A 14,606-nucleotide genomic window follows, 5' to 3' on the forward strand; every position below is an offset into this window, starting at 1 on the left:
TTTAAACGCAGGGCGTATACCATGACATAAGATGACATGCCGCACTACGGGCGGCCGACGGGCCGCCCGGCCGGTGGAGCGGACCCCTCGGAGCAACAGGCTTATTCCCGAACCGAGTGCAGGTACGGCTATCCCCCGCGAGGAACCATGAACGAAGTCCAACTCGAAGTGGCGAAGGCGTACCCGAACGACTCGGGGCGCGGCATCGCACGGCTCGACCCCGACACGCTGTTACACCTCAAGCTCTCGCCCGGCGACATCATCGAGATCGAGGGCGCGGAGACGACCGCCGCGAAGGTGTGGCGCGCGGACCGGCAGGACTGGAACACCGACACGGTCCGCGTCGACGGATTCACCCGCCAGAACGCCGACGTGGGTATCGGCGAGCGCGTCACCATCCGGAAGGCCGAAGCCGAGAAGGCCGACAAGCTCGTGCTGGCCCCGCCCGAGGAGGCGTCCGTCCAGTTCGGCTCCGACGCCGCCGGCATGGTGAAACGCCAGATCCTCAAGCGGCCGGTCGTCGAGCGCGACATCGTCCCCGTGATGTCCTCGACGAACCACCCGTTCATGCGCTCGCCGGGCCAAGCGATCCCGCTCATCGCCGTCGAGACCGAGCCCGACGGCGTCTGTCTGATCACGGAGGACACCGAGGTCGAGCTCCGCGAGGAGCCGATATCCGGCTTCGAGAAGACCGGTAGCGGGATCACCTACGAGGACATCGGCGGGCTCCAGAGCGAGATCCAGCGCGTCCGCGAGATGGTCGAGCTCCCGATGAAACACCCGCAGATCTTCTCGAAGCTCGGGATCGAGCCCCCGCAGGGCGTGCTGCTCCACGGCCCGCCGGGCACCGGGAAGACCCTCCTGGCCAAGGCGGTCGCCAACGAGACCAGCGCCTCGTTCTTCTCGATCGCCGGCCCGGAGATCATCTCGAAGTACTACGGCGAGTCCGAACAGCAGCTCCGGGAGATCTTCGAGGACGCCAAGGAGGAGTCGCCCTCGATCGTCTTCATCGACGAGCTCGACTCCATCGCGCCGAAACGCGAGGACGTGACCGGCGAGGTCGAACGCCGCGTCGTCGCCCAGCTCCTGACGATGATGGACGGGCTGGAGACCCGCGGACAGGTGGTCGTGATCGGCGCGACCAACCGCGTCGACAGCGTCGACCCCGCGCTCCGCCGCCCGGGGCGGTTCGACCGCGAGATCGAGATCGGCGTCCCCGACGAGGTCGGCCGCAAGGAGATCCTCCAGATCCACACCCGCGGCATGCCGCTCTCGGACGACGTCTCGTTGGACCACCTCGCCGACGAGACCCACGGCTTCGTCGGTGCCGACGTCGAGAGCCTCACCAAGGAGGCCGCGATGAAGGCGCTCCGGCGGTACCTCCCCGAGATCGACCTCGACGAGGAGGAGGTCCCGCCGAGCCTCATCGACCGAATGATCGTCAAACGCGACGACTTCGCGGGCGCGCTCACGGAGGTCGAACCCTCCGCGATGCGGGAGGTCCTCGTCGAGCTTCCGAAGGTCTCCTGGGACGACGTGGGCGGGTTAACCGACGCGAAACAGCAGGTCCAGGAGTCCGTCGAGTGGCCGCTCACGTCCCCCGAGAAGTTCGAACGAATGGGCGTGGAGGCGCCGAAGGGGGTGCTGTTGTACGGACCGCCGGGGACCGGAAAGACGCTGATGGCGAAGGCGGTCGCCAACGAGACGAACGCGAACTTCATCTCGGTCCGCGGGCCGCAGCTGCTCTCGAAGTGGGTCGGGGAAAGCGAGAAGGCGATCCGCCAGACCTTCCGGAAGGCCCGGCAGGTGAGTCCGACGGTCATCTTCTTCGACGAGCTCGACAGCCTCGCGCCCTCGCGCGGTCAGGAGATGGGCAACAACGTCTCCGAGCGGGTCGTCAACCAGCTCCTGACCGAGCTCGACGGGTTGGAGGAGATGGGCGACGTGATGGTGATCGGCGCGACCAACCGGCCGGACATGATCGACCCCGCGCTGATCCGCTCGGGTCGGTTCGACCGGCTCGTGATGATCGGCCAGCCCGACCAGGAGGGTCGCGAGCGGATCCTCGAGATACACACGCATGACACCCCGCTCGCGCCGGACGTCAGCCTGCGGGAGGTCGCGGAGATCACCGACGGCTACGTCGGCTCCGACCTCGAGGGGATCGCCCGAGAGGCCGCCATCGAGGCGCTGCGAGACGACGACGACGCCGAGGAGGTGGAGATGAAACACTTCCGGCGGGCGATGGAGTCGGTTCGCCCGACCATCACCGAGGACATCCTGTCCTACTACGAGGAGGTCGAACGCGAGTTCAAGGGCGGCGGTCGCGACGCGCTCCGGGACACCGGCGGTCGAGTCGGGTTCCAGTAGGACCCGGACGCGCCACTCGTCGTCGACGCGATCCGGCCCGTTTCCGCGCCTTTTAACCGCCACAATGGCCAAGACGTTCCATGGCCCAGCCGCGCGTTCCCGGTGGCGACGACCACACGCTGGAGCTCCCGTGCGGCGAGACCGTCGGCCTCGGCGAGTTGGACCTCGGGATGCGGGAGTTCGAGTGCGACTGCGGCGAGACGCACGCGGTCGTGATGGACGTCCACCCCCCCGAGCGCTTCCTCCCCGATTTCCTCGTCGACGTCCTCCGGGAGGCGATAGAGACGACGAGCGAGGAGATGCCCGAGTTCGACACGCCGCACCTCCTCGGCGTCGTCTTGGAGGAGTTCCCCGAATCGGTCGTCACACACGACGCCAGCGGCGACGGCGAGGTCGGCTACGCGATGCTGTGGGTCGCCGATTTCGACTCCCGCCGGCTCCACGAGGTGATCGTCGAACTCGTCGTCGAGTTGATGGAACACGCCGTGAGTCACGCCGAGGACGACGACGCCCTCTCCCGGTTCGAACGGGAGATGATGGAGTTCGACGTCGCCGAGTTCGTCGACCAGTATCGCGCGGAACGCGACCTCGAGGCCGAGGACCCGTACGCCTGATCGGCCCCGAACCCGCCGAGACGAATCGGGCGGATCGGTCGGTAGCGAGGCCGTGTGTCCGACACACGTCCGACTCGTGTCTCACTGAAGCCTATACCGTCGGCGGCCGTACGTAAGACACATGCACACCCACGAGTACGAGCGGATCCGCGGTGTGCTCGCCGACGCCGAGGAGCCGTTGACGGCGCGGGAGATCCTGGCGCTCCTGGAGGAGACCGAAGGGATCGACAGCCCGCATCGCGTCGCGACCGTGTTGGGACGGTGGGCGAAGCGCGGGGAAGTGGACGTGATCGCCGGGCGACCGTACCGCTACGAGTTGAACACGTAGCGGTCGACTCGTTCTCCCGACCGGTCTCGACACGATACCGAGGACCAGCCGAGGCGACACCATGACGTATGCGGACGTGTGTCTTGCGAAAATCGCAAATAGCCTGCGAGATTCGTACTTTATCGTCGACCTTATTACGATGAGCGTACTCCGTCGCGATAATGAGCGAGGACCGCACCATACTGCTCATCGGTAGCGGGCCGATCCAGATCGGACAGGCGGCGGAGTTCGACTACTCCGGGGCGCAGGCGTGTCGCGCGCTCCAGGAAGAGGGCGCGCGAGTCGTCCTCGTGAACTCGAACCCGGCGACGATCATGACCGATCCCGAGACCGCCGACCGGGTGTACATCGAACCGATCACCCCCGAGGCGATCGCGGAGGTCATCCGGCTCGAGGAACCGGACGGCGTCATCGCCGGGCTCGGCGGACAGACCGGACTCAACGTCACCGCCGAGCTGGCCGAACAGGGGATTCTGGAGGAACACGACGTCGACGTGATGGGGACGCCGCTCGACACCATCTACGCGACGGAGGACCGCGACCTCTTCCGCCAGCGGATGGAGAACCTCGGCCAGCCCGTCCCGAAGTCGACGACCATCTCGCTCGACGATGACGAGTCGGTCACCGACTTCGACGAGGGTGCGCTCCGGGAGCGCGTCCAGGCGGCCGTCGACGAGGTCGGCGGACTGCCCGTCATCGCACGGACGACCTACACCCTGGGCGGGTCCGGTTCCGGCGTCGTCGACGACTTCGAGGAACTCGTCGAGCGCGTCCGCAAGGGACTCAGGCTCTCGCGGAACGCCGAGGTGCTGATCACCGAGTCGATCTCCGGGTGGGTCGAACTGGAGTACGAGGTGATGCGGGACGCCGACGACTCCTGTATCATCATCTGTAACATGGAGAACATCGATCCGATGGGGATCCACACCGGCGAGTCGACGGTCGTCACCCCCTCACAAGTCATTCCGGACGACGGTCACCAGGAGATGCGGGACGCGGCGCTCGAGGTCATCCGCGATCTGGGCATTCAGGGCGGGTGTAACATCCAGTTCGCGTGGCACGACGACGGCACTCCGGGCGGCGAGTATCGCGTCGTCGAGGTGAACCCGCGCGTCTCACGCTCCTCCGCGCTGGCCTCGAAGGCGACGGGCTACCCGATCGCCCGCGTCACCGCGAAGGTCGCGCTCGGCAAGCGGCTCCACGAGATCGACAACGAGATCACCGGCGAGACGACCGCCGCCTTCGAGCCCGCCATCGACTACGTGGTGACGAAGGTGCCACGGTGGCCCATCGACAAGTTCGATGACGTCGATTTCGAGCTCGGAACGGCGATGAAATCGACCGGCGAGGCGATGTCGATCGGCCGGACGTTCGAGGAGAGCCTCACGAAGGCGCTACGCTCCTCGGAGTACGACCCCGCCGTCGACTTCGCGGAGGTCTCCGACGGGAAACTCGAAACGGAGTACCTCGAGCGGCCGAGTCCGGACCGCCCGTACGCGATGTTCGAGGCGTTCGACCGTGGCTACAGCGTCGACGACGTGGTCGATCTCACGGACATCCACCGGTGGTACGTCGAGCGCTTCGAGAACGTCGCCGACGCGACCGCCGCAGCTGCGGAGGGAGACTTCACCGCGGCCGCGATGGCCGGCCGGACGAACGCGGAGATCGCCGCGGTCGCCGGTGACGGCGGGACGACCGCCGACGTCGGCGAGGTCGAGTCCACGGTCCCCGAGCGCACGTTCAAGCAGGTCGACACCTGTGCGGGCGAGTTCGAGGCGTCGACCCCGTACTACTACTCCGCCCGGCTCCCCGAGTTCCTCGCGGGAGCGGACACGGCCGGCGCGGCCAACGAGGTCCGCGTCGACCCGGACGTGGAGAGCGTCGTCGTCGTCGGCGGCGGCCCGATCCGGATCGGACAGGGCGTTGAGTTCGACTACTGCGCGGTCCACGCGGTCCGGGCGCTCCGCGAACTCGGGATCGACGCGCACGTCGTCAACAACAACCCGGAGACCGTCTCGACGGACTACGACACCTCCGACGGGCTCTTCTTCGAGCCGATCTCCGCCGAGGAGATCGCGGACGTGATCGAGACGACGGACGCGGACGGCGTGATGGTCCAGTTCGGCGGGCAGACCTCCGTCAACGTGGGCGAACCTCTCAAGGAGGAGATCGAGCGTCGCGGACTCGACTGCTCGGTTCTGGGCACGAGCGTCGAGGCGATGGATCTGGCCGAGGACCGCGACCGCTTCAACGTCCTGATGGACGAGATCGGCGTCGACCAGCCGGAGGGCGGGACTGCGACGAGCCGCGAGGAGGCGCTCGATCTGGCCCACCGGATCGGCTACCCCGTGTTGGTGCGTCCGTCCTACGTGCTCGGCGGGCGCGCGATGCGCGTCGTCGAGGACGACGAGGAGCTCGAACGCTACATCGAGGAGGCGGTCCGCGTCTCGCCCGACAAGCCGATCCTCGTCGACCAGTTCCTCGCGGACGCGGTCGAGCTCGACGTCGACGCCGTCGCCGACGGCGAGGACGTGCTGATCGGCGGCGTGATGGAACACGTCGAGAGCGCGGGGGTTCACTCCGGCGACTCCGCGTGTATGATCCCGCCTCGCTCGCTCGGGGACGCGACGCTCGAACGGGTCCGTGAAGTGACCGAGGACATCGCCCGTGCGCTCGACACCGTCGGACTTCTCAACGTCCAGCTCGCGGTGACCGGCGTCCACGACCCCGACGAGCGCGCCGAGGTGTACGTTCTCGAGGCGAACCCCCGCTCCTCGCGGACGGTTCCGTTCGTCTCGAAGGCCACGGGCGTCCCGATCGCCAAGCTCGCGGCGAAGGTGATGACCGATCGGTCGCTCGCCGACCTCGACGTGGACGAGCAGATCCCCGAACACCGCAGCGTCAAGGAGGTCGTCCTGCCGTTCGACCGGCTACCGGGGTCCGATCCGCGGCTCGGACCCGAGATGAAATCGACCGGCGAGGTGATGGGGACCGCCCGCTCGTTCGGGAAGGCGTACGACAAGGCACAGGACGCGACCGGCAAACCGATCCCCGATTCGGGTACTGCCGTCGTCGACCTCTCCGCCGAGGAGTTCCCCGATCCGGACACGGCGGAGGGTGAAGCACTCGTCGAGGGGTTCTCCGAGCACTTCCAGCTGTCGACGGCGACGGACCTCATCGAGGCGGCGCGTCGCGGCGAGATCGACCTCATCGTCTCGCGCCAGCGCGAGCTGTTGGAAGTGGCCGTCGAGGAGGAGATAACCTACTTCTCGACGCACGCGAGCGCGAAAGCGGCGCTGGAGGCGATCGATCACGCGGACGACGACCTCGACGTGATGGCGGTCTCGGACCGGCCGAAACGCGTCGAGAACTGGGGCGAGTAACGTCGCTGGGCGGGTCGTGTCGCCGGGACCGACCGAGTGACTGGCGAACAGGCGGCGTATTCCGATCCCGCGGCGGGTCGCCACACGACCGCCTCGACCGCCGCGGGGCGGCTCTCAGGTCACGGCGAGTCTGCTGCGTCATCCCTCTTGAACCGTCGTCCCGTCTCCGCCCGACCCGATCGGAGGTCTCTCGGGACGAGTTCTTTCGAAACGGCCGCGATATTCCGGGTGTTAGTGGGACGAGCTCTGTGAACGGAGACCCGTCGTTGGTGTCGCGGCGAACGCGACTGCGAGGAACACGTCCAAAGTCCCGAGCCGTCCCGGCTACCTCTTTGAATCCCACCCGACTACAACCGCACCGCACCTCATGCCTCCCCAGCCTCGTCGATCGCCTCCGGCGACCGACTCCCTCACGGGCCGGTCGCGGGCTGGCGGCCCGCGACCGGGCGCAGGGCGAGAGCTTCGCTCTCGCTTGAAGCCGGCGCAAAGCGCCGGCAACGCCACCGCAGTGGTTTGCTCGTTCCTCCGTCCGACCGGTTCGTGAGTCTCGCGTACCGGCTCGATCGGCGGGCCCAACGGAAGCCTCCGGGCGCCTCGGACGTGGAACACAACGTTTAGCCGGGGGCTCCGCCTCATCTCCGGTATGCGCTTCTTCGAGCGGCTCGCGGACCGGATCGAACGGACCGACAGCGTCGTTTCGGTCGGTCTCGACCCGGACCCGGACCGGATCCCGGAGTTCCTCGCGGACGCCGACCTTCCGCGGTGGGCGTTCAACCGACGCGTGATCGACGCGACCCACGAACATGCCGCCTGCTACAAGCCGAACGCCGCCTTCTACGAGGACGCCGACGGCTGGCGCGCGCTTCGAGAGACCGTCGCGTACGCGGCCGGCAAGGACGTTCCGGTGCTCCTCGACGCCAAACGCGCCGACATCGGCAACACCACCCGCCGGTACGCCGAGGTGTTGGAGTGGGTCGACGCGATCACCGTGAACCCGTACATGGGTCGCGACTCGCTTCAGCCGTTCCTTGACCGGGAAGAGAAGGGGGTGTTCGTCCTCTGTCGAACGTCGAACCCCGGCGGAGGCGACCTTCAGGACCTCGAACTCGCGTCCGGGGAGCCCGTATACGAGCGCGTCGCCGCGCTCGCGGACGTCTGGAACGCGAACGGGAACGTCGGTCTCGTCGTCGGCGCGACCACGCCCGACGAGCTCGCGGAGGTGAGAGGGATCGTCCCGGAGGTCCCGTTCCTCGTTCCCGGCGTCGGCGCGCAGGGTGGCGACGCCGAGGCGGCGGTCGAACACGGGCTCGCGGACTACCCGAGCGTCGACGTCGACATCGGACTCGTCAACTCCTCACGGGGCATCATCTTCGCCGGCGAGGAGGCGGCTCGATCGGACGACGAGACGACGTACTTCGGGGCCGCGGGCGACGCGGCGAAGCGGCTGAAGAAGCGGCTGAATCGCCACCGGTAGTCCGTCTCGACGTCAGTCGATCCGGAACCTTCGTGACGGATCGTCCTCGTCGGATGGGTCGTTCGCGTCAGACGGATCGCCGCCGTCGTCGACGCCAGCCGCCTCCGCACAGGCGACACACGCGCCGACCGTTTCCCTCCAGTGGTCTCGACAGACCTGTCGTCCGCAGTACCGACAGTCGTGGCGGGCCGGGGCGTTCTCACACACCTGACAGAGTCCGGTGACGCTCATGTATGGACCGTCGGTCGGGCCGCTTATCACGGTTCGGGCGGACCGACGCGTATGCGACAGTTCGTCGTCGTCGGCCACGACGCACCCACCGACCCGGACGAGATCTCCCTCTCGGACGTCCCCGGCGCGGGACGGCTCGACCTCCTCTGTCGGTGCGTGTCGACCGGCGTCTTCCTCTCACACGGCATCCGCGAGGACGCCAGGGTTCACCTCGTCTGTGCCGACGAGCTCACCGTCACGTTCGACGCCGCGACCCTCCGGCACCTCCATCCCGACGAGCGGAACGTCGCTGCTCGGGTGCGCGACGCGCTCGCCGCTCGCGAGGACGCTATCGGCCACATGCCGGCGGACGTCTCTCCCGGCGTGGAACTGCGTCGAATGGGGTTCTCGGCGACGCTCGACCGACTCGCGGCCGAGGGAACGCTCGTCCAGCTCCACGAGGAGGGTGCGCCGCTCGTCGACGCCGAGCCGCCGGAAGACCCGGTGTTCGTCCTCTCGGATCATCACGACTTCACGGAGACGGAGTCGTCGCTGCTGGCGGAGACGCGTGATCGACGGCTACGGGTCGGCCCCGAACGGCTCCACGCCGACCACACCGTCTCGGTCGTCCACAACTGGCTCGACACGGGCGGATACACGTCGTATTGACTCTCGAGCGCGACTCTCGACGTCCCCCGTTTTCGGAAGGATTAAAAGAACGAGCGGCCTCCGTTGGGATGCGGGCCGGTGGGGTAGCTTGGTATCCTTCGGCCTTCGGGTGGCCGTAACCACGATTCAAATTCGTGCCGGCCCACTTCCCGCATACCGTTTTACGTCGTCTACTGACAAGTGAGCCGGGCGGAGACGATCTCGAGGAACTCCCGCGGGAGGATATTCGGAGAAGATCGCTTCCGCGGCCGTCAGCGTCCACGACGCCGTCCTCGGTGGTTCACCGGGACCGGTTCGGCGGGCGGCGGTCCCGCTGGAACTCGTCGAAGCGGTCGAGGTCGTCCGGGAGCTCGTATTCGATCTCGCGCTCGTCGCTCCGATCGGGGAGCCGACCGTCCTCGAGGTCCTCGGCGACGTCCTCCCAGCCGGGCTTCACGCGGATGCTCCGGGCGGGCGTTCCGACGGCGACGTGGTGGTCCGGGACGTCGCCCTGAACCACGGCACGCGCGCCGACGACGCTGTTCTCGCCGATCCGACAGCCGGCTCGCACCATCGCGTCGTAGGTGACTCTGGCGTCGGCGGCGACGACGGTGTGGAAGTTTCGGACCTCGGTCTGGTCGACGAGATCGTGGTCGTGGCTGTAGACGTGAACGCCGTCGGAGAGGGACGCGCGGTCGCCGATCGTCAGCTTGCCGCGGTCGTCGAGGTGAACGTCGTCGTGGATCACGACGTTGTCGCCGATCTCGATGTTGTGGCCGTAGGTGAAGGAGATGCCTTTGAAAAGTCGGCAGCCGTCGCCGCACTCGGCGAACAGGTGTTTCCCGAGCATCCGCCGGAACCGAAGGGCGAACTCGACGTTGTCGGCCATCGGCGTGGCGTCGAACTGCCGCCAGAGCCACTGGAGGTGTTTCGAGCGCCGGAACTTCTCCTCGTCCTTCTCGGCGTAGTACTCCGACTCGAGGGTGGCGTTACAGGGGTCGTACCCCTGAAGCCGGACGCGTTCCGCCTTCGAGACGTCCTCGCCCGCCTTCCAGGCCTCCCATCGCTCGCGGTCGCCGTGGAGGTCGATCAGCGTGTCCCGAACGACGTCGCAGGTGTCCTCGGCCGAGGAGAGCCGGTCGTCCACCTCGTCGATGAACCCCTGGACCGACGCCTCCGCGTCGTCCGGCAGGGACACGTGTCGTTTTGTCATCGCCGAAGGTTCGGCGGGGATCCACAAATGGGTTCGGTTGTGCGACGCGAACGCCACCACGGGGACGCCTTCGACGCTCCCGAGGCGCATCGGCGACCGCGGCGATTCGGACGATCTCAGCTTCCGGGGACGACCGGGCCCGATAAGTGTCCCCGCTTCCAACGCCGGACCATGCAGCACCGAGAACTCGGGACCTCCGGCGTCGAAGTGTCGGAGATCGGCTTCGGCGCGTGGGTCGTCGGGACGGACTGGTGGGGCGACCGGTCGGACGACCAGGCGGTGTCGATGGTTCGAGAGGCCCTCGACGCGGGCGTCACCTACGTCGACACCGGCGACGTGTACGGCCACGGCGACAGCGAGCGGATCGTCGGGGAGGCGATCGCCGACCGCCGCGAGGAGGTCACGCTGGCGACGAAGATCGGCTACGACTTCTACGACAACCCGCAGGCGGGACACGGCGAGTTGCCGAAGGAACTGAACGAGGAGTACCTCCGGGAGGCGCTCGAGTCCTCGCTCGACCGGCTCGACACGGACTACGTCGACCTGCTCCAACTCCACAACGCCAACGTCGACGAGGTGACGCCCGAGGTTCGCGACCTCCTCAGCGAGTGGAAAGCCGAGGGGCGGGTTCGAGCGCTCGGCTGGGCGCTGGGCCCGTCGATCGGCTGGCTGGCCGAGGGCGACGCCGCCGTCGAGTACGACGAGTTCGACGCCGTCCAGACGGTGTTCAACCTCTTCGAACAGGAGCCCGGCCGACACTTCATCGACACCGTCCGCGAGACGGGCTCCGACACCTCCGTCATCGCGCGCGTCCCGCACTCGTCGGGACTGCTCAACGAGCAGGTGACGCCCGACACCGTGTTGGAGGACGGCGACCACCGTTCACACCGCCCGAAAGAGTGGTACGAGACCGGCTGGGAGAAGGTCGAATCGATCCGCTTCCTCGAGGAGCCCGACCACGCGGCGGGAACCCGTACCCTGAGTCAGGCGTCGATCCGCTGGCTCCTCGCGCACGACGAGGTCGCCTCGGTGACGCCGACGTTCCGCGACGGCGACGACATCGCGGAGTGGACCGCCGCGAGCGACGTGCCCCCGATCTCGGAGGCCGAGTACGACCGGCTCGAGGGGTTGTACGCGCGCAACTTCGACGTCGACCGCGACGACGGGATGGACGCCCTCCGCACCTCCGTCGACGGCGAGGACATCGCGGCGGCGGGCCTCGACAAGCGCGCAGCCTCGTACTGACCGGACGAACCGAGCCGGCGATCCGGTCGTCCACCCTGCTGGAGCCTAATCCGCGTCGATGCGACAGCCGCCGGTGTAGTCGACGCCCTCGATCGTCTCGATCCCGCCCTCGCCACACACCGGACAGTCCGGGTTCCGTTGGTACGGAACCGTCTCGAAGGTCATGTCCATGGCGTCGTAAAACAGCAGCCGTCCCGCGAGCGGGTCGCCGGCGTCGAGCAGGAGTTTGACCGCCTCCGTCGCCTGAATACAGCCGAGCGTCCCGGGAAGCACGCCGAGCACCCCGGTGGTCGCACAGTCGGGGACGGTGCCCGGTTCGGGGGCCTCGGGGAACAGACACCGATAACAGGGGCCGTCGAGGACGAGCGTCGTCGCCTGTCCCTCGAACTTGTAGATCGCGCCGTGGGCGACGGGGACACCCTCGATCCGGGCGGCGTCGTTGACGACGTACCGCGTCCGGAAGTTGTCGGCGCAGTCGACGACGACGTCGTACCCGCCGATCAACTCGTGGGCGTTGTCGACGTCGAGGCGCGCCTCGTGGGTCTCCACGTCGATGTCGGGATTGAGGCGGTCGACGAACCGCGCGGCGGACTCGACCTTGGGCTCGCCGACGTCGGCGTCGCCGTGGATCACCTGCCGCTGGAGGTTGGAGCGCTCGACCACGTCGTCGTCGACGATCCCGAGGGTGCCGACGCCGGCGGCCGCGAGGTACTGGATGACTGGCGCGCCGAGCCCGCCGGCCCCGAGGACGAGCGCGCTGCTCTCCAGGAGCCGTTTCTGGCCCTCCGGGCCGACCTCGTCCATGATGATGTGTCTGGAGTAGCGGTCGAGCTGCGTGGCGTCCAGCGAGAGGCTCATGCGTGGACGTGGGAGGTGATCGGGTATAACGGCTTTCCCGACGCGGTAGCCAGCACCGTTATCGGACGCCGACCCGTACGTCGGCGCGGTGAATGAGAGTTCGAGCCCCCGCGCCGTCGCCGTCAACGTCGCCGCCAACACCAACGAGCCCGGCTTCCGCGGGCCGGTGTACCCCGACGGGTCGTTCGCGTACGTTCCGATCCCGGAGTCGGAAGCGACGCTCCCGCGCGACCGGTTCCCGGTCGACGAACCGCTCCCGACGTACGCCGACCTCGACGTGCCGTTCGCGCTCCCCGATCCGCTCCGCGACCGACCGGTCCACATGGACCCGGAGTTCCCCGGCGTCCACGGCCGCGAGCACGCGACCTACGGCGACCCCTACGCGGTCAAGGCCGGTCCGATCGCCGAACTCGAGCCGGGCGATTGGCTGCTGTTCTACGCGACGCTCTCGCTCCGGCCGGCGGGGTGGGGCGGTCCCGGAACGGATCCCGCGGTCGACCCCGACCTCGTCGACGACGACCTCGCGCCCGACTGGGGCGCGTACCTGTTCGCGGGGATCCGGGTCAACCGCGTCCTCGACGGAGCCGGTTCCGACGGCCCGTCCCGCGCCGCGGCCGCCGGGGCCGTCCCGACGAACGCCCACCTGAAACGCGATCCCTTCGACGCGCGGGTCGTCGTCGCCGGCGACACGCAGGAGTCCGGACTCCTCGAACGCGTCGTTCCGCTGAGTACGCCGGAGTCGGGGTCCGACGCGAACGAACTCGTCACCGACCTCTCGAGCGACTCCGGGAAGGGGCCGTGGTGGCGGCGGCCGCTACGGTTCGACGAGTCCGCGACGGCGACGCTCCTCGACCGGCTGCCTCGGCAGTGACCGAACGGCCCCGCGACGCCGCTCGACCGGCTACGCGTAGTCGTCGTACGTCGGCCGGCCGGACTCGGGCGGGAACTCCTCGACCGGCGCGGTCGTCTCGTCGCCGCTCGCCATGTCCTTCACCGTCACCTCGCCGTTCGCGAGGTCGCGCTCGCCGACGACGACCACCGTCTCGGCGTTGATCGAGTCGGCGTACCCGAGCTGTGCGCCGAACGAGCGGTCCGCGACGTCGCTTTCGACGACCACGTCGTCGCCCAGCGCGCGGAGGTCGCGGGCGATCCCGGCGGCCGTCGAACGGGTGTCGCCGACCGAGAGGACGTAGTAGTCCGTCGAGAGCTCCTCGTCGGGCCAGACGCCGGCGCGCTGACACAGCAGTTTGAGCGTGGCGTGGCCGGGTGCGACGCCGACCGCGGGCGTGGGCTGGCCGCCGAAGCTCTCGATCAGGTCGTCGTAGCGACCGCCGCCGAAGATCGACCGGGAGACCTCGCCGGTGGAGTCGAAACACTCGAAGACGACGCCGGTGTAGTAGTCGAGCCCGCGGGCGGTCGTGAGCGATACCTCACAGAACTCGCCCGCGCCGAAGTCGTCGGCGGCGGCGAGCACGTTCCGGAGGTTCTCGACCGCGTCCTCGACGTCCTCGCCGCCGGCCTCGGCGACCGCGTCGAGGTCCCTGGGCTCGTCCACGTCGGTGATCAGGTCGTCGAACTCGCGGGCCGTCGCGCGGTCGAGGCCGGCGTCGGAGAGCAGGCCGAAGTACTCGCCGTCGTCGACCTTCGCGCGCTTGTCGACCGCGCGGATCGCGGCCTCGGTGTCGACCGCGTCGGGGTCGTCGGCGAGCGCGCGCACGAGTCCGCCGAGCACGTCGCGGTGTGAGACGCGGAACTCGAAGTCGTCGCCGGTGAGTCCCAGGTCGGTCAAGGCGTCGGCCGCGACCGCGAGCACCTCGGCGTCGGCCTCCGGCGCGGACGACCCGAATATGTCGATGTTCGTCTGATAGAACTCGCGGAACCGCCCCTGCTGGACCTGCTCGTAGCGCCAGAACGGGCGTGTCGAGGTCCACTTGATCGGCTTCGAGAGCTCCTGGCCCTTCGCGACGACCATCCGGGCGACGGTCGGCGTGAGTTCGGGCGTGAGAGACACCTCGCGGCCGCCCTTGTCCTCGAAGGCGTACAGCTCCTCGACGATCCCCTCCCCGGACTTGTCGACGTACATCTCCGTCCGCTCGAGCGCGGGGGTCGCGACCTCGCGGAAGCCGTACCGCGCGGCCGCGCCCTCGATGGCGTCGGTCACCTCCCGGCGGGCCGACTGCTCCCCGGGGTAGAAGTCGCGAAACCCTTTGAGTCCCTCGTACATGGAGGCGGGTTCGGCGAGCGGCCGCTTGAAACCATCCTT

The 14,606-nt window shown here is 68.4% G+C and carries 12 protein-coding genes and 1 tRNA gene; 9 read left to right on the forward strand and 4 right to left on the reverse strand.

What is annotated here, in order from left to right; all coding sequences use genetic code 11:
* Positions 1 to 147: 147 nt before the first annotated feature.
* From F3H10_RS11240 to pyrF, 5 genes are all read left to right on the forward strand, one after another.
* Positions 148 to 2,370 (forward strand): CDC48 family AAA ATPase, encoded by a 2,223-nt coding sequence (locus F3H10_RS11240; protein ID WP_149784864.1) that lies wholly within the window; start codon positions 148 to 150, stop codon positions 2,368 to 2,370.
* Between the two features lie 80 nt (positions 2,371 to 2,450).
* Positions 2,451 to 2,984, forward strand: coding sequence for a DUF5815 family protein (locus F3H10_RS11245; protein ID WP_149784865.1), 534 nt, complete (start codon positions 2,451 to 2,453; stop codon positions 2,982 to 2,984).
* Positions 2,985 to 3,105: 121 nt separating this feature from the next.
* Positions 3,106 to 3,312, forward strand: a complete 207-nt coding sequence (locus F3H10_RS11250) for a hypothetical protein (protein WP_112080075.1) — start codon at positions 3,106 to 3,108, stop codon at positions 3,310 to 3,312.
* A gap of 161 nt (positions 3,313 to 3,473) precedes the next feature.
* Positions 3,474 to 6,695: a carbamoyl-phosphate synthase large subunit gene (carB, locus tag F3H10_RS11255; protein WP_149784866.1), complete on the forward strand. Its 3,222-nt coding sequence runs from the start codon at positions 3,474 to 3,476 to the stop codon at positions 6,693 to 6,695.
* 643 nt (positions 6,696 to 7,338) lie between these two features.
* The gene (gene pyrF, locus F3H10_RS11260) at positions 7,339 to 8,169 is read left to right on the forward strand and encodes an orotidine-5'-phosphate decarboxylase (RefSeq protein WP_149784867.1); all 831 of its coding nucleotides are present in this window, start codon (positions 7,339 to 7,341) and stop codon (positions 8,167 to 8,169) included.
* A 12-nt stretch (positions 8,170 to 8,181) separates the two neighbouring features.
* On the opposite strand, the gene F3H10_RS11265 is transcribed toward pyrF, so the two are convergent.
* Positions 8,182 to 8,400, reverse strand: coding sequence for a hypothetical protein (locus F3H10_RS11265; RefSeq protein ID WP_149784868.1), 219 nt, complete (start codon positions 8,398 to 8,400; stop codon positions 8,182 to 8,184).
* 51 nt (positions 8,401 to 8,451) lie between these two features.
* Between F3H10_RS11265 and trmY the strand changes: the two genes are divergently transcribed.
* The gene (gene trmY, locus F3H10_RS11270; RefSeq protein ID WP_149784869.1) at positions 8,452 to 9,048 is read left to right on the forward strand and encodes a tRNA (pseudouridine(54)-N(1))-methyltransferase TrmY; all 597 of its coding nucleotides are present in this window, start codon (positions 8,452 to 8,454) and stop codon (positions 9,046 to 9,048) included.
* A 72-nt stretch (positions 9,049 to 9,120) separates the two neighbouring features.
* Positions 9,121 to 9,193 (forward strand) — tRNA-Pro (locus tag F3H10_RS11275).
* A gap of 135 nt (positions 9,194 to 9,328) precedes the next feature.
* On the opposite strand, the gene F3H10_RS11280 is transcribed toward F3H10_RS11275, so the two are convergent.
* Entirely contained in the window at positions 9,329 to 10,240 is a 912-nt protein-coding gene (locus F3H10_RS11280; protein ID WP_149784870.1) for an acyltransferase, read from the reverse strand.
* A gap of 171 nt (positions 10,241 to 10,411) precedes the next feature.
* Between F3H10_RS11280 and F3H10_RS11285 the strand changes: the two genes are divergently transcribed.
* The gene (locus F3H10_RS11285; protein WP_149784871.1) at positions 10,412 to 11,485 is read left to right on the forward strand and encodes an aldo/keto reductase; all 1,074 of its coding nucleotides are present in this window, start codon (positions 10,412 to 10,414) and stop codon (positions 11,483 to 11,485) included.
* Positions 11,486 to 11,530: 45 nt separating this feature from the next.
* Here F3H10_RS11285 and ubaA read toward each other — a convergent pair whose 3' ends face one another.
* A complete protein-coding gene (ubaA, locus tag F3H10_RS11290; protein ID WP_149784872.1) occupies positions 11,531 to 12,343 on the reverse strand; it encodes an SAMP-activating enzyme E1 in 813 nt (270 codons plus the stop codon).
* Positions 12,344 to 12,431: 88 nt separating this feature from the next.
* On the opposite strand from ubaA, the gene F3H10_RS11295 reads away from it, so the two are divergent.
* Positions 12,432 to 13,214, forward strand: a complete 783-nt coding sequence (locus tag F3H10_RS11295; RefSeq protein ID WP_149784873.1) for an Nmad3 family putative nucleotide modification protein — start codon at positions 12,432 to 12,434, stop codon at positions 13,212 to 13,214.
* 30 nt (positions 13,215 to 13,244) lie between these two features.
* On the opposite strand, the gene hisS is transcribed toward F3H10_RS11295, so the two are convergent.
* On the reverse strand, positions 13,245 to 14,567 hold the full coding sequence (hisS, locus tag F3H10_RS11300; RefSeq protein ID WP_149784874.1) for a histidine--tRNA ligase: 1,323 nt from the start codon (positions 14,565 to 14,567) through the stop codon (positions 13,245 to 13,247).
* Positions 14,568 to 14,606 lie beyond the last annotated feature (39 nt).

This window comes from Halorubrum aquaticum (genome assembly GCF_900113615.1).
In the GTDB taxonomy this organism is placed as follows: domain Archaea; phylum Halobacteriota; class Halobacteria; order Halobacteriales; family Haloferacaceae; genus Halorubrum; species Halorubrum aquaticum.